The organism is uncultured Eubacterium sp. (assembly GCF_934525195.1).
In the GTDB taxonomy this organism is placed as follows: Bacteria; Bacillota; Clostridia; order Oscillospirales; family Acutalibacteraceae; genus Eubacterium_R.
This window is the reverse complement of sequence record NZ_CAKSZA010000004.1, coordinates 62040-84701: the sequence shown is the minus strand read 5'-3', so window position 1 is coordinate 84701 and position 22662 is coordinate 62040. Positions and strand designations below refer to the sequence as shown.

General features: G+C 37.9%; 23 protein-coding genes and 1 tRNA gene. 21 read left to right on the top strand and 3 right to left on the bottom strand.

Features of this window, described 5'->3' with window-relative positions:
* Nucleotides 1–208: 208 nt before the first annotated feature.
* Nucleotides 209–775 (bottom strand): dihydroxyacetone kinase transcriptional activator DhaS, encoded by a 567-nt coding sequence (gene dhaS, locus Q0E03_RS05270; RefSeq protein WP_297130064.1) that lies wholly within the window; start codon nucleotides 773–775, stop codon nucleotides 209–211.
* Nucleotides 776–869: 94 nt separating this feature from the next.
* Nucleotides 870–1331: a metallophosphoesterase gene (locus Q0E03_RS05265; protein WP_297130062.1), complete on the bottom strand. Its 462-nt coding sequence runs from the start codon at nucleotides 1329–1331 to the stop codon at nucleotides 870–872.
* Between the two features lie 64 nt (nucleotides 1332–1395).
* Between Q0E03_RS05265 and Q0E03_RS05260 the strand changes: the two genes are divergently transcribed.
* The 9 genes from Q0E03_RS05260 (at nucleotide 1396) to Q0E03_RS05220 (ending at nucleotide 6538) form a co-directional block, all read left to right on the top strand.
* Nucleotides 1396–1587, top strand: a complete 192-nt coding sequence (locus Q0E03_RS05260; RefSeq protein WP_297130059.1) for a hypothetical protein — start codon at nucleotides 1396–1398, stop codon at nucleotides 1585–1587.
* A gap of 8 nt (nucleotides 1588–1595) precedes the next feature.
* Nucleotides 1596–1946 (top strand): hypothetical protein, encoded by a 351-nt coding sequence (locus tag Q0E03_RS05255; protein ID WP_297130057.1) that lies wholly within the window; start codon nucleotides 1596–1598, stop codon nucleotides 1944–1946.
* The gene (locus Q0E03_RS05250) at nucleotides 1947–2240 is read left to right on the top strand and encodes a hypothetical protein (RefSeq protein ID WP_297130056.1); all 294 of its coding nucleotides are present in this window, start codon (nucleotides 1947–1949) and stop codon (nucleotides 2238–2240) included. It abuts the gene before it with no gap.
* A gap of 63 nt (nucleotides 2241–2303) precedes the next feature.
* Nucleotides 2304–3317 (top strand): prolipoprotein diacylglyceryl transferase, encoded by a 1014-nt coding sequence (lgt, locus tag Q0E03_RS05245; RefSeq protein WP_297130053.1) that lies wholly within the window; start codon nucleotides 2304–2306, stop codon nucleotides 3315–3317.
* Entirely contained in the window at nucleotides 3314–4165 is an 852-nt protein-coding gene (gene folD, locus Q0E03_RS05240) for a bifunctional methylenetetrahydrofolate dehydrogenase/methenyltetrahydrofolate cyclohydrolase FolD (RefSeq protein ID WP_297130051.1), read from the top strand. The genes lgt and folD overlap by 4 nt, the downstream gene beginning before the upstream one ends.
* A gap of 1 nt (nucleotide 4166) precedes the next feature.
* A complete protein-coding gene (locus Q0E03_RS05235; RefSeq protein ID WP_297130048.1) occupies nucleotides 4167–4640 on the top strand; it encodes a CinA family protein in 474 nt (157 codons plus the stop codon).
* Nucleotides 4641–4714: 74 nt separating this feature from the next.
* Nucleotides 4715–4790, top strand: a tRNA-Thr gene (locus tag Q0E03_RS05230).
* A gap of 458 nt (nucleotides 4791–5248) precedes the next feature.
* The gene (locus Q0E03_RS05225; protein ID WP_297130046.1) at nucleotides 5249–5893 is read left to right on the top strand and encodes a hypothetical protein; all 645 of its coding nucleotides are present in this window, start codon (nucleotides 5249–5251) and stop codon (nucleotides 5891–5893) included.
* Between the two features lie 138 nt (nucleotides 5894–6031).
* Nucleotides 6032–6538 (top strand): N-acetyltransferase, encoded by a 507-nt coding sequence (locus Q0E03_RS05220; protein WP_297130044.1) that lies wholly within the window; start codon nucleotides 6032–6034, stop codon nucleotides 6536–6538.
* Between the two features lie 112 nt (nucleotides 6539–6650).
* Here the strand turns inward: Q0E03_RS05220 and Q0E03_RS05215 are convergent, their stop codons facing one another.
* Entirely contained in the window at nucleotides 6651–7379 is a 729-nt protein-coding gene (locus tag Q0E03_RS05215) for an AraC family transcriptional regulator (protein WP_297130042.1), read from the bottom strand.
* 130 nt (nucleotides 7380–7509) lie between these two features.
* Here Q0E03_RS05215 and Q0E03_RS05210 point away from each other — a divergent pair, with 130 nt between their 5' ends.
* The 12 genes from Q0E03_RS05210 to Q0E03_RS05155 all read left to right on the top strand — a co-directional run bounded on the left by Q0E03_RS05210 (nucleotide 7510) and on the right by Q0E03_RS05155 (nucleotide 22653).
* Entirely contained in the window at nucleotides 7510–8499 is a 990-nt protein-coding gene (locus tag Q0E03_RS05210; protein WP_297130040.1) for a phosphotransferase family protein, read from the top strand.
* Nucleotides 8496–9407, top strand: a complete 912-nt coding sequence (locus Q0E03_RS05205) for an alpha/beta hydrolase fold domain-containing protein (protein WP_297130038.1) — start codon at nucleotides 8496–8498, stop codon at nucleotides 9405–9407. Before Q0E03_RS05210 ends, Q0E03_RS05205 begins: the two co-directional genes overlap by 4 nt.
* 302 nt (nucleotides 9408–9709) lie before the next feature.
* On the top strand, nucleotides 9710–11533 hold the full coding sequence (locus tag Q0E03_RS05200; RefSeq protein WP_297130037.1) for an ABC transporter ATP-binding protein: 1824 nt from the start codon (nucleotides 9710–9712) through the stop codon (nucleotides 11531–11533).
* Entirely contained in the window at nucleotides 11526–13316 is a 1791-nt protein-coding gene (locus Q0E03_RS05195; RefSeq protein ID WP_297130035.1) for an ABC transporter ATP-binding protein, read from the top strand. Before Q0E03_RS05200 ends, Q0E03_RS05195 begins: the two co-directional genes overlap by 8 nt.
* Nucleotides 13317–13372: 56 nt before the next feature.
* Nucleotides 13373–14416 (top strand): endolytic transglycosylase MltG, encoded by a 1044-nt coding sequence (gene mltG / locus Q0E03_RS05190; protein ID WP_297130033.1) that lies wholly within the window; start codon nucleotides 13373–13375, stop codon nucleotides 14414–14416.
* 137 nt (nucleotides 14417–14553) lie between these two features.
* Entirely contained in the window at nucleotides 14554–17295 is a 2742-nt protein-coding gene (locus Q0E03_RS05185; RefSeq protein ID WP_297130031.1) for a leucine-rich repeat domain-containing protein, read from the top strand.
* A gap of 173 nt (nucleotides 17296–17468) precedes the next feature.
* Nucleotides 17469–18182: a UMP kinase gene (pyrH, locus tag Q0E03_RS05180; protein ID WP_273472314.1), complete on the top strand. Its 714-nt coding sequence runs from the start codon at nucleotides 17469–17471 to the stop codon at nucleotides 18180–18182.
* A gap of 30 nt (nucleotides 18183–18212) precedes the next feature.
* Complete coding sequence (gene frr, locus Q0E03_RS05175; protein ID WP_294835832.1) at nucleotides 18213–18767, top strand: ribosome recycling factor; 555 nt, start codon at nucleotides 18213–18215, stop codon at nucleotides 18765–18767.
* Nucleotides 18768–18839: 72 nt separating this feature from the next.
* The gene (uppS, locus tag Q0E03_RS05170) at nucleotides 18840–19568 is read left to right on the top strand and encodes a polyprenyl diphosphate synthase (protein WP_297130028.1); all 729 of its coding nucleotides are present in this window, start codon (nucleotides 18840–18842) and stop codon (nucleotides 19566–19568) included.
* 3 nt (nucleotides 19569–19571) lie between these two features.
* Nucleotides 19572–20450: a phosphatidate cytidylyltransferase gene (locus Q0E03_RS05165; protein WP_297130027.1), complete on the top strand. Its 879-nt coding sequence runs from the start codon at nucleotides 19572–19574 to the stop codon at nucleotides 20448–20450.
* A gap of 23 nt (nucleotides 20451–20473) precedes the next feature.
* On the top strand, nucleotides 20474–21622 hold the full coding sequence (locus tag Q0E03_RS05160; protein WP_297130025.1) for a 1-deoxy-D-xylulose-5-phosphate reductoisomerase: 1149 nt from the start codon (nucleotides 20474–20476) through the stop codon (nucleotides 21620–21622).
* Nucleotides 21622–22653, top strand: a complete 1032-nt coding sequence (locus Q0E03_RS05155; RefSeq protein ID WP_297130023.1) for an RIP metalloprotease — start codon at nucleotides 21622–21624, stop codon at nucleotides 22651–22653. The genes Q0E03_RS05160 and Q0E03_RS05155 overlap by 1 nt, the downstream gene beginning before the upstream one ends.
* The last annotated feature ends 9 nt before the right edge of the window (nucleotides 22654–22662 follow it).

Sequence of the window (22662 nt, the reverse complement as noted above, 5' to 3'; positions counted from 1 at the left end):
TTTAAACTTTACGATTTCAACACTTTCCACCCGCTTTTCCACATTCTAAAGGTGCTAAAAACCGCTGTTTCAACATTCCTTCCACATAGTTTTCAACATTTTTGGCAAATAAATATCGATTTGTAAAGAACTCAACTTTACAAATATTTTAAATAAAAAAGCCGTTGAGTAATAATTTTTTACATTACCCAACGGCTTTACATTTGTTTTATTTCTTTGAAACAATAATTCCGATTTGTTCGATAAACGATTTAACTTTGTTTGCCATTTCTTGAGGCGTTTCTTTCATACCTTTGTCAACCCAGCTGATAATAACTCCACCTAAACCAAAACCGAAGAATTCAGCAACAGCGGAATGGTCGTCATTAATTGGATTGAGATAATTTTTCTTGATGATTTCTTTAACAATCTTTTCAAATTGATTTGTGGCAATTTTAGAAAGATATGAGTAAACATCACCCATATTGATTTTAACTGCATTTTGATAAAACTTCTTGTCGTTGTACATTGTGTTGAATAATGTCAAAAAGTTTTCTTCCATTGTTTCATATGAAAAATTGTTAACGAGATTGCTAATAATTTCGTTATAAAGCAACCAGTCGAGAAGCTCATATCTGTCTTGGAAGTGATAGTAAAATGTTTGCCTGTGCATTTCACATTTGTTTGAAATGTCCGAAACGGTGATTTTTTCAAACGGTGTTGTTTGCATTAATTCTTTCAACGCAGCCGCAATCTTACGCTTTGTGATTTCACTGCATGATAATTGGTCTTTCATATCATAAACCTCTTGTACAAATATTTTAGTATGTCTATTATAACACAATTTCGAATTTATACAAGTGTATATTTAAAAATTAACATTTGTATAATTAAATTTTTACATTATACATCATAATTCCGCTTGGTTCAATGTCAACAATGCCGTAATTTCCGTCACGTGCAGAGCCTGGGTTCATATAATGTATAGAGTCGATTGTCTCAACATACGGAATGTGAGTATGACCAAACAATACAATGTCTGCACCGATTGATTTTGCTTCACTGCAAAGCATGTGGTATCCGTATTTAACATTGTATGGATGACCGTGAGTAAACAGGATTTTTTTTCCTGCAAATTCAATAACCTTGCTTGCCGGATAATCCGACATAAAATCGCAGTTTCCGCTTACCCTGTCAATTTTTATTTCGGGATGCAACGCAAGTGCCGTGTCAAGATCTTTGTTGCCGTCACCTAAAAACAAAAATAAATCTGAATTTTCTTTGTGTCTTTCAATAATGTCGAGTAACGCAGAAACCATTTGATGACTGTCAGACATAACAACTATTCTCATTCATATCCCACCTTATTTAATCATATCTTTAATTAGATTATACTATGAAAGGGCGAGTGTTTCAATGAAAAATATTAACGTTGATGAATTGAAAAAGGCTGTTCAAAGCGGAAATGTTGACAGCTATATGAATAAAAACCTGCCTCCTGATGCACAGCAAAGAGTAAAACAGGTTCTGTCAGATAAAAATGCCACGGAAAAATTACTCAATACCCCCGAAGCAAAAGCACTTATGCAGAAATTTATGAAAAAATAGGTAATGTGATGGATAATTTAAACGATATTATTTCCTCCCTCTCCGAAAATGATATAGAAATGCTCAAAGGTGTTGCCTCGTCGATTTTAGGCGACGGCAATGCCGATGAACAAAAATCAACCGAAAGTGATAAAAATTCTGTTCTTGCAAACGGCTTAAATCTTTCGCAAAGCGACTTGAATATGATGCTTAAGGCAAAAAAGATTTTTGACAAAATGAACAACACTTCATCAAAAGATGCGGATTTGATTATTGCACTGAAACCGCATTTGTCGGAGGAATCTCAACTAAAAGCCGATAAAGCAATCCGTATTTTGAAATTGTTTGATATTCTTCCGTACATAAAGGAATTGTTTTAAATGAACGAATTTAATTCAAATGATATAAATGACGCAAAGCGCCGTGTTGAAGAAATGCGAAAAAAAGCAAATAATTATGTTGATTCAAAGCCTTGCAACGATAACCAAGATAAGACGGAAAAAGAAAACAAAAATGAGTCGCCGCTTTCTTTTTTGGGGGATATAACAGGCTCTCTTTTTTCGTCGTCGGGCAATGACGGCTCGCAGGGACTTATTCTTGCACTTATTTTAATTTTGTCAAAAGAGGGAGCAGACAGCAAATTAATTTTGGCACTTCTGTATATTTTGCTTTGATAGTATGGAAATTTGATATAATATGTGTTATATTATACATTAGATTTATTAGGGAGGAATTAGATGTCTAATATCACACATGTATATTTTGACGGCTTGGGTATAGATTTTAATCTGCCGTCGGTAGCCTTCAGCGTGTTCGGCTACGACATTCATTGGTACGGAATAATTATTGCTTTCGGTTTTGCACTTGCTGTTTTGTACGGCGGTCGTAAGGCTTACAAATGGAAAATGAGCCTTGACGGAATGACCGATGTGCTTATTTGGGGTACACTTTTCGGTATAGTTTGTGCACGGCTTTATTATGTCGCCTTTGAATGGGATTACTATTCACAACATCTCAACGAAATTCCTGCAATATGGAATGGCGGTATTGCGATTTATGGCGGTATTATCGGCGCTCTCATCGGTGCTGCAATAGGCTGCAAGATTGGCAAAATTAATTTTCTTAATCTTCTTGATTTAGGCTCTCTCGGTTTGTTGATCGGACAAGGTATCGGAAGATGGGGCAACTTCTTTAATCAGGAAGCGTTTGGCACTAATACCGACACGGCATTGTTCAGAATGTGGTCGCCTAAGATTCACGACACTTTGGAAAACTCGGCGGCACTCCTTGCACAAAAGGGAATAACTGTAGATCCGAACACAGCAGTGCATCCAACATTTTTGTACGAAAGTGTATGGTGTCTTTTGAGTTTTGTCGTGCTTCATATTGTTGTAACTTATTTCAGAAAATTCAAGGGAGAAATATTTATGCTCTATGGTGTGCTTTACGGTGCGGAACGTATGATTGTTGAGGGTATGAGAACCGATTCATTGTACATCGGATCAACAACTATCAGGGTTTCACAGCTTCTTTCAGCAATAATTGTTGTTGTGGCGCTTGCATTCTTTGTTTACTTTATGACGCTTTATAAGAAAGGTAAATTGCCAAAGGCACTTCAACTTGATGATTTGGATGCTTTAGAAGAAGCAAATAAAAAAGCAAAGGCAGAGCAAAAGGCTGAGCTTGAAGAAAAGAAAAAACAAAAGGCTCTTAAAAAGCAGGAAAAGAAAGATAAGAGGAATAAAAAATGAATATTATCGACGGAAAAGCTGTGTCAAAAAAAGTAAAAGAGGATGTTAAGGCAGAGTGTGAACAACTCAAAGCAAAGGGTGTTACACCGGGTCTTGCAGTAATTATTGTCGGCGACGACCCTGCATCACAAGTTTATGTTCACAACAAAGAGGTTGCGTGCGAGGCTTGCGGATTTTACAGCGTAAAATATGCACTTCCGGCTGAAACTACACAGGAAGAACTCAATGCACTTGTTGACAAACTCAACAAAGATGACAAAATCAACGGTATTCTTTGCCAGCTTCCGTTGCCGTCACATCTTGACGACAAGGAGGTTATTAATCGTATTGACCCGCTCAAGGATGTTGATGCGTTCCACCCTGTAAATGTCGGTGCAATTATGATTGGCGATTACAATTATTTGCCTTGCACTCCTGCCGGAGTAATGGAACTTATCCATTCAACAGGGGTTGATGTTTCGGGCAAAAAAGCTGTTGTAATCGGTCGTTCAAACATTGTCGGCAAGCCTATGGCAATGCTTCTTCTTCACGAAAATGCAACTGTTGAAATCACTCATTCAAGGACCCGTGATTTGGCAGAAATCACAAAAGGCGCAGACATTCTTGTTGCTGCAATCGGCAAGGCAAAATTCGTCAAGGCTGATATGGTTAAGGACGGCGCAGTTGTGATTGATGTCGGTATGAACAGAGATGAAAACGGCAAACTCTGCGGTGATGTGGACTTTGAGAATGTAAAGGATAAGTGCAGCTTCATCACTCCTGTTCCGGGTGGTGTTGGTCCGATGACTATTGCAATGCTTATGAAAAACACATTGACAGCGGCAAAAATCCAAAACGGTATTGAGTAATATGACTATTGAAGAACAGGTTGTAAATAAATTAATTGACAGAGGCTTCCACATTTCTTTTGCAGAATCGTGCACAGGAGGTCTTTGCTGCGGCACGCTCGTAAATGTGTCAAATGCTTCAAAGGTGCTTGATATGTCGTTTGTGACCTATGCAAACGAAGCAAAAGTTGAACTTATAAATGTAAGCCCCGAAACTATCAAAAACTATGGTGTAGTCAGCGAACAGGTTGCAGGGGAGATGTGCAGGGGCGTAGCCGAAAAAGCGTACAGCGAGGTCGGAGTAGGAATCACGGGAGTTGCCGGTCCAACGGGAGGCACTGCCAAAAAACCGGTCGGTATGGTTTGTTTTGGCTTTTATGTCCCGGGAAAAGTTATCACTCGTACGATGCAGTTTGGCAATATCGGCAGAAACGAAGTTAGAGCAAAATCTGTTGATTTCGTTTTCAACACTTTAAATGATTTGCTTGAAAAGTAAAAACCTATGTGCTATAATATCTTCGTTGCATTTGTAAAAATTAAATAAGGTGTATCATTCGATACACCCGATATGCTGATATGGCTCAGTTGGTAGAGCAGCGCATTCGTAATGCGCAGGTCGTCGGTTCGAGTCCGACTATCAGCTCCAAAACCTGCGTAAACACGGCGTTTTCGCAGGCTTTTTCTTTTTCAGAAATGAATTTCAAAATAAACTTTTTCCTATTCTTTGCCGATAAAACCTAAAGCATTATGTACTAAATTTTATTGATGTGTTTTTAGAAAAAATTATAATTTTTTAGATAAGATAAAAAGCGGACATCATTTGAGTTATCATATAAGCAGAAATAAAAAATATGAAATTGCGGACTGAGTTCGTTTTTGTATTCGATATTATATATGAAAGCGGAAAGTGCTCTCACAAATTTTTTTCGGAGGTTTATTATGAAAATCAAAAATCCAAATACAAAGCGTGGCGTACATTCAAAAGATTTAGAGGCTTCGGCACAAAAGAAAATGGATGACGCCTTGGCCGATATGCTCAGCGGTAAAGATTGATGAATGTTGTAATTAACTATTTGGTTTGTTATAATTAGGATGGTGATGAAAATGTTTAAAGGTGTTTATGAAGGTAAAAATGTAAAACATCAAAGTAAAAGAATACTTATATTAGGAGAGTCACATTATGATAAAGATGGGTATAATGATTTTACTACTGATTCAGTAGTTCAAAATTTTTATTCAAATTCAAGTGAAAAGAAATATCAATTTTTTCATAAAATTGCTAAATGCTTTTTTGAAAATGTAAAGGATATTGATGATGAATTTGAATGTTTTTGGAATAATGTGTATTTTGCAAACTATGTTGACGGATTGTGTGGTATAGGTGATTCAAAAGCTAAAAATTTAATTAAAAACAATAAAGAAAAATACAATAATGAATTATTTGAATTTATAAATGAAAATGAAATTGATATAGTATTTGTTTTTGGTAGAACAGTTTATAATAATCTGCCGAGTTATTCCAAAAATAAAACCGTTACTGAAAAACAACCTGATTTAGATAACGGCAATATTTTTGTGGGTAGCAGAAGAGATTTTATAAGTCATTGTGTTTATCTAAAAGGTGAACAACATAAAAATGTAAAAACAGTGTTAAAGAGAGATGTTCATATTTATGGACTTCGTCATCCTTCTGCGAGATGTGGCTTTAATGCTGAAAATTACAAACCGTATTTGAAAAATTTAATCTAACCTTGCTCTATTATAACACATAATTTTTTAATATTAAATAATTAATCTTCTGTTTTAAAAATCACTTTGATAATTATGCTAACTATGATATTATAAATATATAGAAATGATAATTATCAGTTTGTTTTGAGGAATAATATGAAAGAGTACATATGTAAAATCGCTTCTGTTGATGAAGTGATAACAAAATGGAATTATGAAATAAAAAAACAAAAGCGAAGACAAAAGAAATCGGCTTTAGAGTTAGTGAAAAATAATGCAGTTGAGAATATAAAAAACGGTCAAGCTGTTACATATTACGGAAAATTAAATGACAAAATCATTTGTCAAGCGACTGCAATGTTTGATGAAGATATTATTCAAAACAGTGACGGTCTTGTTGGAACTAAAACTGTATATCTGTGTAATTTCAGTACAGATAAAAAATATCAAGGTAAAGGATATTTTTCAAAGCTTTTCAAATTTGTAATTGAGGACTTAAAAAACAAAGGTTACACAAAGTACACTTTAGGTGTTGAACCAAAAGAAACAAAGAATTTACAAATTTATCGGCATTTCGGTTTTAATACACTGATAAAATCAGAGCAATTAACCTATCCGGACGGTACAATTATTGATGTTGATTATTATGAAATGGAGATCTAATGGAATAAAAATATAATTAATAAATATACATAATTAAATTTAAAAAACAGTCATTTCAAACAAAAATTTGAAATGGCTGTTTTTTGTTGGTTTGCTTCGAATTTTAATATAGTTATAATTGATTTCGGAATTTTTTGGGCGTTTTGCCGAATTCTTTTTTGAAGCATGATATAAAATAACTTTCGGAACAAAAGCCTAAATAATATGCAATGTCGGATATTGTATAATTGCCTTTGAGCATTTCTTTTGAAGCTTGAAGTCGTTGACTTCTTATGTATCTTGAAAGATTTACTCCCAAATTCTTTTTGAACAGAAAAGAAAGATAATCGTCGGATAATCCGCATTCGTTTGCAAGTGTTGAAATGTCTAATTTTTCGTGCAAATTAGTGTTGATGTAGTGCATGCACTTCCTTATCGGCTGTGGATATACGCTGTTTTCTCTACTTTCTGCAACCATATCGGTAAGTTTTATGTTGCTTTGAATTATAAAACTTACAATTTCATCTGATTTGGTGAATTTGTCAATAGTCATAATACAGTTGTCGGAATAATTGTAAGCAGTCGTTTCGTCTAATCCGCCTTCAATAGCTGCCCTTGTCATCAAAGTGAATACCGCAACTGCCCAATATTGCATTTGTCTTATGTCATCAGTAGACATTTTGCCAATATTTATGCCGTTTCTTTCTATATTGTTTATTAAATTTTTGACATCTGTGCGACTGCCTTTTTTCACAGCGGATAAGAATTCGATTTCTGCCTTATACGGACTATGCGTCATTCCGTTTTCACGCTCTTCAAAAATATGGCTTTCGTTCAATATGTTGATTTTATATTTGCTCATTTTAATCACCGATTATACAGTATCATATAATTTTAAAATATTCAAGGAATTATTGTATAAATATCGGAATATTTATATTAAAGTGCTGTGACGGACGATAACATAGAGTTATACACGAGGAGGTGTTCGTATGATCAGCAGGACAAAACCTGATGTTTCGGCAGAGCAAATTCAAATAATGTTTGATAATGCTTGCTTGGGCAAAGTGAAAAGCTACAGTAAATTGGGTGATGGTGAGTATAATGCTGTTTTTGATGTTGTTACCGATATGGGAAAATATGTGTTGAAAGTTTCTCCGCTTGATAAAACAGGAATACTCACATATGAACAGGATATGATGAGAGGCGAAGTGTTTTGGTACGCACAAGTCAGAACACATACCGATGTTAAGGTTCCATATGTTTATTACAAAGATTTTTCGCATACTGTTTTTCCGTCGGATTATTTTATAATGGAAAGAATGGACGGCGAACAGTTAAATAACGCCAAGTTATCAGCAGAAGAAAAGCGTTGGTGTAACGAAGAAATAGCGAGAATAACGGCAAAATTTCATAAGGTGTCAAATGATAAATTCGGCTATTTGCAAAATGGATTATATGATAATTGGCATCTTGCATTGAAAAGTATGATAGAACATTTGATTCAAGATATCGAAAGAACAGGCAGGCATACAAAGCGAGGCAAGAAGTTGTTGCTTTACGCAGAAAAATATAAGGATATATTAAAAAATGTTCCTGCATCTATGGTGAATTGCGATTTATGGTATGGTAATATTTTGTGCGTGAAAAACGAAGACAGCTTAAAATTAATTATTATTGACCCCGAGAGAACTTTTTGGGGCGATTGTATGTTTGACTTTGCAAATTTAGAATTTGATAAAATGTTAGACAAAAAAGAAACGACTTTATCTGCATATAATAAAATTGCAAAAACTACGGTGAACTGTTCAAAAGAAGAGATGATTCGCTTTGCATTCGGCATTGGGTATTTGGCTTTGGTGCAGGAAGCAGAAAAGTATTATAGATACACACCGCATCATTTTGGTTGGTGGAGAAATGTTTTTTCTTGCTTATTTTTGTACAAAAATTCCTTCAAAATTTTGAGCCGAGGACTAAAATGAAACAATCGTTAACATCAAAGATTGTAACAAGTGTTTTGTGCTTTGTTTGTCATTCAAAATATGAAAAAAGTGCAACACGCTCTAACACTCTTGCAAATAAATCGAATAATAAAAAATCACATTTTCATCCGATTGGATTCAGAACAGAAAGAGTAAAATGCGGAGAATGTTATCTTGAAAAAATATCACCGAATAAAAATGTGTCAAAAAAAGTGATTTTTCATATTCACGGCGGTAGTTTTAAGGTGAAACTTACGGATTTTTATCGCAGAGAATCTGTTTATTACAGCAGATTATTTAATAATGCAACAGTTTATAATGTGGATTACAGAGTGTATCCCGATGTTAGGTTTCCGATACCGCTTGATGATGTTTATAATTGTTATTTGAGCGTTCTTAAAAATGAAAATGCAAATAATATTGTTGTAATAGGTGATAGTTGTGGTGCAAATATGGCAGTTTCGCTTTGTATGAAATTACGGGATAATGCAAAGCCTTTGCCAAGTTCCGTTATTCTCTTTTCATTTTGGGGTGATATGTCAAACTCGGGTTCGTCATATAAAGAGAATTGCCATCGTGACCCGTTTTACGGTATTCCAAAAAGAATTTCGTATGAAGATGCGAAAGATAAGATTCATAGGATAACGCTTTATGCACAGGGCGAAGATTTATACAATCCTTATTTGTCACCTTGCTTTGGAAGTTTTGCCGATTTCCCAAAAACGATATTGGTTTGCGGTTCTGCCGATTTGGGACAAAGCGACAGCTTTACGGCATATGAAAAACTCAAATCCGAGGGCGTTGAAACTTATCTTTTTGATTATGAAAATATGTTCCATGATTTTCAAATGTTAAGATTTTTGCCTGAATCAAGAAATGTGTTCAAACGAATAAAAGAGATAATTTAGTTAATGTTCTGCCAATTATGATTTGATACTTTTATTTTTTCTTGACACGAACATTCTGATATGTTATATTGAAAACAATTTAATTGTCAAATATTTACTTTAATTTACGAAAGGAGGCGGACAGAATGAAGATGAGATATTATTCAAGACCCTATTATTATGCTAAATCAAAATATGTCCTTTGCATCGGTTCGTCCGCTTGCAGAGGCTTTTCGGAGCCGTAAATTAATTTTGTATCAATGATATTATAAAATTATGCCGTTGGTTTTCCGACGGTATTTTTTGTTTGGAGAGGAGAAACAATGAGATTTATTCAGATTGACAAGGAACAGCAAAATGTTCCTGTGGTTAAAAATGTTATCTATGCCGTAAAACTGTGCTGGCAAGCAGATAAAAAACTGCTTATCGGCTATCTTATGCAAGAGGGAATGTTTTGCGTGTTTTCGTTCTTTATCAGGAATGTTTTATTCCTGAAAATCTTGCTTGAGATTATCACAGGTAATCGTGATTTTGCCACATATGTGCGTGCACTTTTGGCTTTTGCCGCCGTGTCGGTATTGTGTAAGGTTGTCAGTTTTTGGGGTATGAAATTGGAAAAACGGGCAACAAAAAACATCCTAAAAGTGCTTAATAACAAGGTGTTTGACAAAGCACAATCGCTTGATGTCGCTTGTTATGAGGACCCTGCTTTTTATGACAAATATCAGCGTGCAACCCTTGTTTTAACATCGGGATATTTTGATATTATTTGCTATGATTTGGCAAGCATTATTGCCGAAATTACATCCGTAATTTGTGTGTTTGCAACGATTTCCGCAATTAATCCCGTATATCTTTTATTCCTTGTGCCTGTGTTTTTGGTGTTTGTTATCGAAACGGCAAAGAGCAAATATGTTTACAAGCGTGATATGGAAATGACAACGAATAACCGCATAAAAGCCTATGTTCAACGCACCGTTTTTTTGCGTGAATATTCAAAGGATATGCGTACATCAAACATATTTGCAGTGCTGATGAAAAGGTTTGAAGCGGCGATTGATTCAAATATCGTAATTCTTAAAAAGTACGGTGTCGGTCTGTTCCTTTACAGTATGGTAAGTTCGCTTTTTGAGGAATTTATTCCGATTATCGGCAGTTATCTATATGCCGGATATGAGTTTGTTGTCAAGGGTAATTTGACCGTTTCGGGCTTCAGCGTTGTGCTGTCGTCAATAAATTCCGTGCGTGATGTAACACTTGATATTACACAGTGCTTTGATGAAATGAACCAAATGGCTCTGTATTTTCAAAATCTGCGTGAGTTCTTTGAATATGAACCTACCGTTACTTCGGGTACCAAAAAACCGAAATCGTTTGAAAGCCTTGAATTCAAAAATGTCAGCTTCAAATATCCGAGTGCAGACAAATATTCGCTTCAAAATATCAACTTCAAACTTACAAAAGGCGAAACGCTTGCCGTTGTGGGTATCAACGGTGCAGGCAAGTCCACACTTTTAAAATTGATGCTCCGATTTTATGACGCAACCGAGGGAGAGATTTTGTATAACGGCGTAAATATCAAGGAATACGAGCTTGAACCTTACAGAAATGTTTTTGCAACTGTGTTTCAGGATTATAAAAATTTTGCAGTTTCCGTGTTTGAAAATGTTATGTGCCGTCCTTGTACGGATGAGGACAAGGCTTTTGCCGAAAATGCTCTAAAAAACAGCGGTGCGTGGAAGAAGATCAACACATTCGCAAACGGCGGAGATACGGTCCTTACCCGAGAATTTGACGAAAACGGTGCAGGTCTTTCGGGCGGTGAAAATCAAAAAGTTTCAACGGCAAGGTTGTTTGCCCGTGATTTTGATGTTGCCGTTCTTGACGAGCCGAGCTCCGCACTCGACCCAATCGCCGAAAGCGAGATGTACGACAATTTGACCCGTGTAACAAAAGACAAAACCGTTGTGTATATTTCTCACAGGCTTTCAAGTGCCGCTATGGCAGACAGGATTATTGTGCTTGATAACGGTAATATTATTGAAAGCGGAACGCATACCGACCTTATGGCAAACGGCGGAATGTACAGCGAGATGTTTACGCTTCAGGCTTCAAATTACAACAAGGAGGGGATTGAAAATGAATAAGAAAAAAGTAAAAACAGAACATTCGCTTATTTCAAATATGCTGTTTTTCATCAAACTTATGTTCAAGGCTTCGCCACTCCTCGTTATCGGTGAATTTATGTGGGGGATTCTCGCAAATGTGCCCAACAGTCTTATCGGCGTTATCGGTGTAAAGTACATCATTGATGTTATGACTTCGGGCGAAAGACTCAATCGCATTTTTTGGGCAATCGGAGTTATTGCATTTGTCATTATCTTGAGCCGTTTGCTTTCGTGGCTTTTCCGTGAATTTATGTGGAATGTCGAAAAGGAAAAGTGCTACTATGCTCTTAATAAAACTCTGTACGAAAAAGCAAAATCGCTTGACCTTGAATCGTATGACAATCCCGAATTTTACAACAGTTTTATTTTGACTATTGAGTCATCGAGTGATAATATTCAAACCCTTTTGGGACTTGTCCGCAACTATTTCGGCAATGCGGTGTCGCTCATCGCAATATCGGGCGTGCTTCTCACCATTGACCCTTTGTGCTTGGTGATAGTACTTTTGCCTATTGCAATATTTATGCCTTTGTCAAAGGTTATAGGCAATCTTCAAACTCAGCGACAGATTGAAAACACAAAGTATCACCGCAGAAGTGACTATTTTCAGCGTATTTTCTACTTGCAGGATTATGCCAAAGAAGTCAGAATGAACAACATTCATCCGCTTCTTATTGACCGCTACAATGACGCCGCCGATGATGTCATCAAAAATCAGGATAAGTATTGGACAAAGATTTCACGCCTATATTGTGTGCAGGAAATAGGCGTGCAGATTATAGGCTCTATGCTTGCACTTCCGCTGTATCTCGGCTATCTCGTTATGGTCAAAAAAAGCGTGTCGGCAGGTGATTTTGTGGCAACATTCAACGGTGCATATTCAATAGCCATGAGCGTAAATTTCCTTACTGTTTGGGCGATTGCAAGGTTTGAAGAACGTGCAAAAATTATCGAAAAGTTCAGAGGTTTCCTCAAAGCCGACCATAAAATCAAAGACGGCGAAGATGTTGCTGTTTGCGGCGAACCTAAAACGATTGAACTCAAAAATGTGTCGTTCACATATCCGGGCAATGACAAGCCAACGCTTAAAAATATTAACCTGACTATTCATCCAAAAGAGAAAATTGCTCTTGTCGGATATAACGGTGCCGGAAAAACAACCTTGACAAACCTACTGCTTCGATTGTATGATGTAACAGAGGGTCAAATTTTGATTGACGGCGAGGATATTCGCTCTGTGAATGTTCAGTCGCATAGGGACAGATTTTCGGCTGTCTTTCAGGATTTTCAGATTTTTTCTGCTTCTCTTGGCGAAAATGTGGCGCTTGATGTTGATTATGACAAGGGCAGGGTTTTGTCTTCGTTGTCGCACAGCGGATTTGATAAAAAAATGAAGAAATCAACCGAAACCGAGCTTCTTCGTGAGTTTGACGACAACGGTGCAATGCTGTCGGGTGGCGAGAGCCAAAAGGTAGCCGTCGCAAGAACATTTTATAAAAATTGTCCTTATGCAATACTTGACGAGCCGTCGGCAAATCTTGACCCGGTTGCCGAGCACAATCTAAATCAGGCTATGATTGAAGCGTCGGATGACAAAACCGTGATTTTCATTTCGCACAGGTTGTCTACCACAGTCAATGCAGATAAAATTTATGTTATGGAAAACGGCGAAATTATTGAGCAGGGAAGCCATGAAGAATTGATGAACCAAGGCGGAACATATGCGTATATGTTTAATCTTCAAGCAGAAAAATATCAATAAAACTGTCGATATAGTTCCTAAAGCATACCTATAAAATAATTATTCGGAGGATGAAAATGGCAAAACGAAAAAAATCCGCACTCCCGGCAATACTTGCAATTGTTCTTGTTTTAATCATTTTGGCTACGGCTGTATTTTATTTTTACACCAAAATTACCGATGATATAAACGGCAAAAATCAAAGCAACGACACCTACACTCTTGTTATTCAAAAGTCAGATTTTGAGTATGAGGTTGGTCAAAAATTGGCAAACAACAAGATGGTTTGCTCCGATATTGTGTGGACAAATTGGATGAGCAACCACTATCCCGATTTTGAATATATCAACGGTGAGTATAATATGACCGCTTCGATGAGTTATGAGGAAATTGCCGAAAAATTGCAAAATCCCGACATTTCTCACAAGGCGGTTAAGGTTTGTATTCCTGAGGGAACGAACGCTATGCAGATTGCCGACATTCTTGAAAAGAACGGAATTTGCAAGGCTTCCGACTTTCTCGAAGTGTGCAAATCGACAGACGGATTTGATTATGATTTCCTTAAAACCGTTCCCGATTCCGACCTGATTGCATACAAATTGGAGGGCTTTTTGTTCCCCGCAACCTACGATTTTGCAATGAATAGCGAGCCGAGGGACATTGCCGAGCAAATGCTTGATGCGTTTGACTATCGCATAACCGATGATATGGAAAAGTTCTGCACGGAAAACGATATGACTATGTATGACCTTATCACTCTTGCGTCTGTTGTGCAGGAGGAGGCACTCGGTCAAAGCTCCGCAAAGAACATTGCGTCTGTCTTTATGAACAGACTCAAAAAAGGCTCGAAACTTCAATCTGATGTAACATATTTCTATGCCCGTGACTTGCGTGATGACTATGGATTTTCACAAAAAGTATACGATGCGTATTATACTTATCGCTGTTCGGGACTTCCGGCAGGTCCGATTTCAAACAGCGGTTCAGACATTGTTGATGCGGTTGTGAATTATCCGAAAACCGATTATCTCTATTTCTTCTCCGACTTGCAAAAGGAGTTCCATTTTGCAAATGACTACAATGAGTTTGTTGAACTCCAAAAGAAATATCCGTGGAAATAATACAAAATAACGCTATACAATTTTGGCTATCTGCACAAAGCGGATAGCTTTTTTTTGTTGAATATTGTCCCTATAAAACAGCAAAATTTTATGATAGAATAAATGTGTATAAGTTTGTATAAAGATAGGTGATTTATATGAAAAAAATTGGAAAGAGGATATTGTCGCTGATACTCAGTGTTGTACTTTGTTTTACAACATTCTTTTCGGTTGTGTCGGTTGACGCTATTGAGTTGCCGCCAAGTTTAAATCCAATTCAAAAACAACCTGGTCCAAAACTAGTATATACTTTGGATACTGATACAGGTCTTCTTACTATTTCGGGCAGTGGTGATATGCATGACTTTAATGAACTGTCAAAGCAACCGCCTTGGATAAAACAAAAAGAACTGATCAAAAAGGTTGTTGTTGAAGAGGGAGTAACCGGTATTGGCGATTATGCGTTTTATAATTGTACAAATCTAACCACTGTTGTTCTTCCTTCAACCATAAAAAGTATTCGTTCAAACCCTTTGAGCGTTACAGGTTCAGGTGTTGGTGAGGGTACAGGTACAAGTACATTCTCGTATGGTGCGTTTCGTGGCTGTACAAGCCTGACCACAATTAATCTTCCTGAGGGTTTGGAGGAAATCGGAATTGCTGCATTCCGTGATTGTACTTCGCTTAAATCTGTTGTTTTGCCCGATTCGTTGAAGAAAATGGGCAGAGGTGCGTTTATTGGTTGTACAGGACTTAAAGAAGTTACATTTGGAAGCGGATTGAAAGAAACCGGACTTTTGGCATTTTATAATTGCAAAAGCTTATCAACGATTAATTGGCTAAATCCGGCTAAGAATTATGGTAATGACGAGAATGGTAAAAAAATAGAAACGTTTATAGAAAAAGTCAGCGAATGGTCGTTCTATAACACTAATTTTAAATTTGTAAAATTTCCCGAAAAGGTTGCATATATCGGAGCGCGTGCTTTTGCGGATTGCTATTTTCTGAATAAAATAAAAATTTATAATAAAAAATGCGAGATTTCAGAAGTTCTTTCGGTCGGCAGCCATACTGTGGGCAATCCTTTTGATAATGCGGGAATTAAAGGTGATCAAAAGTTTACGGTTTGTGGTTTTAATGGTTCAACTGCCGAAACTTTTGCTCAAAAAAAGAATTATCAGTTTGAATCGCTTGATACCTGTAAACACGAACATACACACGTTAATGTTAAAAAAAAGGTTTCTTGCACAGAGGACGGATTGCAGGATGTATTCTGCGAAGATTGTAACACAGTTATCGATTCTGATGTCGTTATTCCTGCAACGGGTCATGATTTTGAGATAATTTCAACAAGAGATGACACTGCTGTTGACGGTCATATTCGTCAGTATGAAAAGTGCAAAATCTGTAATTCTGAGGATGTAAAACTCACTCATGTTGAGGCAGCGGACAGTGGCACAATCAAAAAATATATTTGGGTGGATGGAAAGTACACCTATACCAATACTGCCACCTGTACTCTTCGGGGTGTGGAAACCTACACTTGTACGGTTGACGGATGTGGCGTTGTTCAAATAAATTATGTTCAAAAAGCAGGTCATAAGGTTGAAAAGTGGACTGTTACAAAAGAGCCAAACTGTGTTGAAGAAGGCTCAAAAACAGGACATTGCTCTGTTTGTGACAAGGATGTAACTGAAACTATTGAAAAAACAGGACATACGTTAGATACCGAAAATCCTGTAAAGGTTGAGGATAAAACCGAAACAGACGGACATATTTATTCGACATATAAATGTACCGTGTGTGGCGAAACCACCGTTGAAACAAAGCATACAGCTTGGGTTGAGGGTCAATATACAACGATTTTATCTCGTGAACCATCTTGTGAAATAGATGGTTACAAGCGCGATAAGTGCGATATTTGTGGCGAAACAAGAAATGTAATTCTTCCGTCAAAAGGCGGACATAGTTGGGAAGCAACCCAAACAATTCCGCCAACTTGTACTTCTGACGGTCATACAAACTACAAATGTACCGTTTGCGGTGCCACAAAGAAAGATGACGTTAAGCAGAAACTCGGACATTCATATGTTCTAAAGCCTGATTTGACAGTTCCTGCCACTTGTACACAAGCCGGTTCAAAAACTTATATTTGCTCTCGTTGTTCCGGTCAAAAAGAAGAACCGATAGCAGCTAAAGGGCATTATCCGACACCCGGTACTAAAAAAATATACAAGGAAGCAACTTGTGAAGAAGCAGGTTCGGGTCATGCAACGTGTGCAAAATGTAAAGAAGAATATGATTTCACTATTGACGCTTTAGGTCACGACTTTAAAAACGAAGAGGTGCCTATTGAAGATAAGCCGGGACACGTTTATTCAACCCCGATTTGCACCCGTTGTTCTTATAAAGAAAACACTACCCTTGTTCATAAAGAATGGGTAGAAGGATATTATGATCATAGGGTTATCACAAACGGAACTTGCCTTACAGGTGAGTTGTATATTGACACTTGCAAATTATGCGACAAAACAACAGGCAACACTCAAGGCCGTGCCCTTGGTCATAAATTTGAAGTTGTGACAATTTATGAAGAACCGGTCGGCACAGCGATTGGTGATAACATAAAGGTTGAGCCGTTCAGCATTGTTTATAAATGCAAGTATTGTCAGACGTTTGAAACTCATACAGGTTTAGAACTTTATAATATGTGGGATATAGGATATTATAATAGACCGTCCGAAAACAGAACTGCTGTTGATTATTCGTCTTATCTGGATGTAAATAAAGATGGTTTCATTAACGCTAAGGACTATGCTACAATTTATAGCTTGAGCAAGAAATATTCAAAATATAAAGCTGAGCAAGAATCAAAACCTGAGAATTCAACAAGTAAATAAGTAACAGAAGCCACAACGGCGGCACATTGCAAATCTAACGGTGTAAGGTGCATTTCGTGTGGCTTCTTTTTGTTGTTACAGATTTGTAATTATTAAATTTTGTTTATTTCCTTTACTTTAAGAGTAATTTATATTATTATATATAAGAAAATATCACAACGGAGGATTTTTATATGGGTATAGCATATAAAAGAATTTTGTTAAAACTCAGCGGTGAAGTTCTTGCAGGCGCCGCAGGAAAAGGTATTGATAACGATACTGTATTGAGCATTTGCAAGGCAGTAAAAAAAGTAGCAGACGAGGGAGTTGAAGTCGGCATCGTTGTAGGCGGCGGTAACTTCTGGAGAGGTAGAACAAGTGAGCATATGGATCGTGCAAGAGCAGACCATATCGGTATGCTTGCAACTGCAATGAACTCACTTGCTCTTTGCGATGCACTCGAACAACTTGGCGCTGATGTAAGAGTTCAAACAGCTATTGAAATGCGTCAAATCGCAGAACCGTATATTCGCAACAAAGCTATTCGTCACTTTGAAAAGGGCAGAATTGTGATTTTTGGTTGTGGCACAGGCTCGCCATTCTTCTCAACAGACACGGCGGCTGCACTTCGAAGCGTTGAAATCAATGCCGATGCGTTGCTCAAGGCAACAAATGTTGACGGCGTTTACGACAAAGACCCTAACAAGTTTGACGATGCGGTTAAGTTTGACAATGTAACATTCCAAGAGGTTATCACTCGTGATCTCAAGGTTATGGATTCAACCGCATTTTCGCTTTGCAAGGACAACGATATGCCTATTATTGTTTTCAATCTTAATGACCCTGACAACATTATGCGTGTCGTATCAGGCGAGAAAATAGGCACAACAGTCAGCAACAATCAATAATTTATATACACATAAGAGAGGTATTTAACAATGGATACAATTTTTGCAAAAACAACAGAGAGAATGGAAAAATGTCTTGACTCTCTTGACAGAGATTTTTCAACAATCAGAGCAGGCAGAGCAAACCCTAATGTTCTCAACAATGTTATGGTAGACTACTATGGCACTCCGACAAAGATTGACCAAATGGCAGCTGTTTCTGTTCCCGAACCAAGAATGCTTGTGATTCAACCTTGGGACGCTTCAATGCTTAAAGAAATCGAAAAAGCAATCAACGTTGCCGAAATCGGAATCAATCCACAAAACGACGGCAAGGTTATCCGTCTTACTTTTCCTCAGCTCACAGAGGAGCACAGAAAGACTCTTGTAAAGGATGTTTCAAAGCGTGGCGAGGAAGCAAAGGTTGCTGTCCGTAATGTTCGCCGTGATTCAATGGACGATGTAAAGAAGCTTAAGAAAGCAAACGAAATCACCGAGGATGAACAAAAAGACGGTGAAAAGAAGCTTCAGGATCTTACTGACAAGTACATCAAAAATGTTGAAGAAATGACAAAGAAGAAAGAGGAAGAAATCCTTTCTATCTAATTTTGTAATTATAATTATCTGTGGGCGATGCTTTTGCTTCGCCCTATAACACTTTTTTAAGGAGACAAAAATATGGCTCTTTTTTCAAAAAAAGAAAATATTACTGCTTCCCAAAGACCGCATTTTGATGTTCTTCCCGAGCATATCGGCATCATTATGGACGGCAACGGAAGATGGGCAAAAAAGCGTGGACTTCCTCGCCCGGCAGGTCACAAGGAAGGTGCCGAAACATTCCGCACAATATCAAAGGAATGTGGCAGACTCGGTATAAAATCAGCCACTTTTTACGCATTTTCAACAGAAAATTGGAAAAGACCCAAGGAAGAAGTGGATGCAATTATGCGTCTGTTCAAGCAGTATCTCCTTGAGGCTAAAGCTGATGTCGGTGCTGCCGAAAACAACAGACTTCGTTTTATCGGTGTCAGAGAGGGCATTTCCGATGAACTCCTTGTTCTTATGGACGAGGCTGAGGAAGAAACAAAAAACAATACCGGCTGCGAGATTATTATTGCTGTCAATTACGGCGGCAGAGAGGAAATTGTCAGTGCGGTTAACAAGCTTATCGCCGAGGGTAAAACAAAGATTACCGAGGATGATATAAGCAATAATATTTATACTGCACCTGATTGCGATTTGATTATTCGCCCGTCAGGTGAGCAAAGATTGTCAAACTTTTTGCTTTGGCAGGCAGCTTACAGTGAATTTTGGTACAGTGATGTTTTATGGCCTGATTTCACCGTGAATGATTTATACAATGCTCTTGCTGATTTTGAAAACAGAAATCGCAGATTCGGAGGTTAAAAAATGAAACAAAGACTTATTACAGCAGGCGTGCTTTTGGCACTTCTTGCAGTTGTTGTTTGGCAAATATACACACCGCTGTTCATTATCGTGATTGCGTTTTTCTCCGCAGTTGCATCAAACGAAATTATGAAATGTGCAAAGGTTTCAAACAAATTTATTCTTGCATTTGGCACTGTTGTCGGTGCAATCATTCCTTTCACATCAAGCGACAGCATTATGCGTCCTTGGATCAGCGAGGTAAAATGGGGGAACTTTATTTCAACAATTCCGCCGCTTGCGTTCATTGTTTTGGTTATCATTGCATTCTTTCTTGCGATGATTTTCGATTATGAACACACAAAGTTTGAGGATGTCGCAATCAGCGTTGTTGCTTCAATCGCCGTTCCTTACGGCTTTTCAATGTTTGCTATGCTTCGTGATATGTATGATTACAAATCACAACTTGGCGTTTATCTTATTTTTTACGGTCTTATTGCCGCACTCGGAACAGATACCGGTGCACAGCTTGGCGGTATGGCATTCGGTAAGCACAAAATGGCACCGCACATTTCTCCTAAAAAGACAAAAGAGGGTGCGCTTTGCGGAATTTGTACATCATTTGTACTTAACGTGTTTGCAATGCTTTTGTTCAACAAATTTGCATATTTTCCTCTCAGCAAAAATATGATTACAACGCTTCTTATTGCAGAACCGTTCATTGCATTCCTCAGTATGATGGGCGACCTTTCTGCTTCTGTACTTAAGCGTAATTTTGATGTAAAAGATTTTGGCAAAATCTTTCCGGGTCACGGTGGTGTAATGGATAGATTTGATTCATCACTTTTCTCAATTCCGCTTACATATTGTGTGGTTGAGATTTTCAACAATGCCATAAGATAAACAAATTTAGCAGGTGAATTGATATGACAAAAAATATTTCACTTTTGGGTTCGACAGGTTCAATCGGAACTCAATCTCTTGATGTTGCAAGACTTCAGGGATATAACATAAAATGCCTGACAGCTAACTCACGTGTTGATGTTATCGAACAGCAAATCAGGGAGTTTAAGCCTGAACTTGTTTGTATGATGAACGAGGAGTCGGCAAAAGAGCTTAAATCAAAAATCGCAGACACCGACACAAAGGTTGTTTGCGGTATGGACGGTCTTATTGAATGTGCAACATATGACGGTGTTGATACCGTGCTTAATTCCGTTGTCGGTATGGTTGGACTTCAACCGACTTTGGAGGCTATCAAGGCAAAGAAAACCATTGCACTTGCAAACAAGGAAACACTTGTTGCAGGCGGTCATTTGGTGACTAATCTTGCAAAGGAAAACGGTGTTTCAATTCTTCCTGTTGACAGCGAACATTCAGCGATTTTCCAGGCTATGCAAGGTTCACCGAATAAAAAAGCAATCAAAAAGATTATACTCACGGCGTCGGGCGGACCGTTTTTCGGTAAAACTCTCAAAGAACTTGAAAATGTTACTCCTGCCGACGCACTCAAACACCCAAATTGGGATATGGGTGCAAAAATCACCATCGACAGTGCAACAATGATGAACAAGGGTCTTGAATTTATCGAGGCTAAGTGGCTTTTTGATATGCCGAATGAAGATATTGAAATTGTCGTTCACAGAGAATCGGTGGTTCATTCCGCCATTGTGTATCAAGACAATTCAATGATTGCTCAACTCGGCGTGCCTGATATGCGTATTCCTATTCAGTACGCACTCACATATCCTGAAAGAGTGGAAAGCCCTGTCGGCGAACTTTCGCTTGCGGATTATGGCAAACTCACATTCTTTGAGCCCGATTACGACACTTTCAAGTGCATTAATGTTTGCAAGGACGCAATCGAAAAAGGCGGACTTCATCCTGCCGCAGCAAACGGTGCAAACGAGGAAAGCGTAAAGCTTTTCTTAAACGGTAAAATTAAATTTACCGATATTGCATATCTTAATAACGAGGCTATGCTCAAGGCAGACAGCAAATCCGATTTTACTTTGGAGGATGTGCTTGAAGCCGACCGCAAGGCAAGAGATTATGTATTGGAGTGCGTGAAGTAATGTCACACATTTGGCAAACTGTTTATCCTATATTGATAGCAATTCTTTTCTTTGAACTCATCATTTTGGTGCACGAGGGAGGGCATTTCTTCGCTGCCAAACTGATGAAGGTCAAGGTTAATGAATTTTCAATCGGTATGGGACCGAAACTTTTTCAATTTCAAAAAGGCGACACCAAATTCACCCTCCGCCTGATTCTCTTTGGCGGCTATTGTGCCATGGAGGGCGAGGACAGCGAGAGCGACGACGAAAATTCTTTTGCCAATAAAAAGGTGATTCAGCGTGTGTTCGTTGTAGTCGCAGGCGCTGTGATGAATTTGATTTTGGGCGTGCTTATCATTCTCGGTATGGTGTGTTCGCAGGAACTTGTAGGCACTCCAGTTGTTGCCGATTTTGACAAAAACGCTGTGTCAAATGCTTATTTACAGCAGAATGACAGAATTTTAGCCATTGACGGTATGCGTGTTTACACAACAACCGACATCACCACAGGCTTTTCAAGAAGTGCTGACGGCGAGGTTGAGTTTTTGATTAAGCGTGACGGCAAAGCAAAAACCGTCAATGTAAAATTCAACACACAGAAAATTGACGGTAAAAATTATATCGATATGGATTTTTACCTCTACGGTGTTGAAAAAACCGTGCCGAATGTTTTGAGGGAAACGGGCAGGCAGTTTATGTCGTTTTGCAGAATGATTTTCCTATCCCTCCACGATTTGATTACAGGGAAATACGGCCTTTCTGATATGAGCGGACCTGTCGGTGCTGTGTCTGTTGTGTCGGGTGCTGTAAAAATGAGCCTGACCTCAACATTCAGGATTATGGCTTTGCTCACGATAAATATCGGACTTTTCAATCTGTTTCCGTTCCCGGCACTTGACGGATGGAGATTGTTCATCCTTCTTTATGAGGGAATATTCAAGAAAAAGCTTCCGCAAAAATTTGAGTGGATGATAAACGCAGTCGGTCTTGCAGTTTTGCTTGGACTGATGTGCCTTGTCACTTTTTCTGACATAACAAAATTGTTTTAACTTCACGGA

Excerpts from the sequence above, each read along its gene's own strand:
- Q0E03_RS05255 (WP_297130057.1), top strand. The coding sequence starts at position 1,596 with ATGGATAATTTAAACGATATTATTTCCTCCCTCTCCGAAAATGATATA.
- Q0E03_RS05210 (WP_297130040.1), top strand. The coding sequence starts at position 7,510 with ATGATCAGCAGGACAAAACCTGATGTTTCGGCAGAGCAAATTCAAATA.
- Q0E03_RS05215 (WP_297130042.1), bottom strand. The coding sequence starts at position 7,379 with ATGAGCAAATATAAAATCAACATATTGAACGAAAGCCATATTTTTGAA.
- Q0E03_RS05205 (WP_297130038.1), top strand. The coding sequence starts at position 8,496 with ATGAAACAATCGTTAACATCAAAGATTGTAACAAGTGTTTTGTGCTTT.
- uppS (WP_297130028.1), top strand. The coding sequence starts at position 18,840 with ATGGCTCTTTTTTCAAAAAAAGAAAATATTACTGCTTCCCAAAGACCG.
- pyrH (WP_273472314.1), top strand. The coding sequence starts at position 17,469 with ATGGGTATAGCATATAAAAGAATTTTGTTAAAACTCAGCGGTGAAGTT.
- Q0E03_RS05200 (WP_297130037.1), top strand. The coding sequence starts at position 9,710 with ATGAGATTTATTCAGATTGACAAGGAACAGCAAAATGTTCCTGTGGTT.
- lgt (WP_297130053.1), top strand. The coding sequence starts at position 2,304 with ATGTCTAATATCACACATGTATATTTTGACGGCTTGGGTATAGATTTT.
- Q0E03_RS05160 (WP_297130025.1), top strand. The coding sequence starts at position 20,474 with ATGACAAAAAATATTTCACTTTTGGGTTCGACAGGTTCAATCGGAACT.
- mltG (WP_297130033.1), top strand. The coding sequence starts at position 13,373 with ATGGCAAAACGAAAAAAATCCGCACTCCCGGCAATACTTGCAATTGTT.
- Q0E03_RS05195 (WP_297130035.1), top strand. The coding sequence starts at position 11,526 with ATGAATAAGAAAAAAGTAAAAACAGAACATTCGCTTATTTCAAATATG.
- folD (WP_297130051.1), top strand. The coding sequence starts at position 3,314 with ATGAATATTATCGACGGAAAAGCTGTGTCAAAAAAAGTAAAAGAGGAT.
- Q0E03_RS05165 (WP_297130027.1), top strand. The coding sequence starts at position 19,572 with ATGAAACAAAGACTTATTACAGCAGGCGTGCTTTTGGCACTTCTTGCA.
- Q0E03_RS05235 (WP_297130048.1), top strand. The coding sequence starts at position 4,167 with ATGACTATTGAAGAACAGGTTGTAAATAAATTAATTGACAGAGGCTTC.
- Q0E03_RS05250 (WP_297130056.1), top strand. The coding sequence starts at position 1,947 with ATGAACGAATTTAATTCAAATGATATAAATGACGCAAAGCGCCGTGTT.
- dhaS (WP_297130064.1), bottom strand. The coding sequence starts at position 775 with ATGAAAGACCAATTATCATGCAGTGAAATCACAAAGCGTAAGATTGCG.
- Q0E03_RS05220 (WP_297130044.1), top strand. The coding sequence starts at position 6,032 with ATGAAAGAGTACATATGTAAAATCGCTTCTGTTGATGAAGTGATAACA.
- Q0E03_RS05260 (WP_297130059.1), top strand. The coding sequence starts at position 1,396 with ATGAAAAATATTAACGTTGATGAATTGAAAAAGGCTGTTCAAAGCGGA.
- frr (WP_294835832.1), top strand. The coding sequence starts at position 18,213 with ATGGATACAATTTTTGCAAAAACAACAGAGAGAATGGAAAAATGTCTT.
- Q0E03_RS05185 (WP_297130031.1), top strand. The coding sequence starts at position 14,554 with ATGAAAAAAATTGGAAAGAGGATATTGTCGCTGATACTCAGTGTTGTA.
- Q0E03_RS05155 (WP_297130023.1), top strand. The coding sequence starts at position 21,622 with ATGTCACACATTTGGCAAACTGTTTATCCTATATTGATAGCAATTCTT.
- Q0E03_RS05225 (WP_297130046.1), top strand. The coding sequence starts at position 5,249 with ATGTTTAAAGGTGTTTATGAAGGTAAAAATGTAAAACATCAAAGTAAA.
- Q0E03_RS05265 (WP_297130062.1), bottom strand. The coding sequence starts at position 1,331 with ATGAGAATAGTTGTTATGTCTGACAGTCATCAAATGGTTTCTGCGTTA.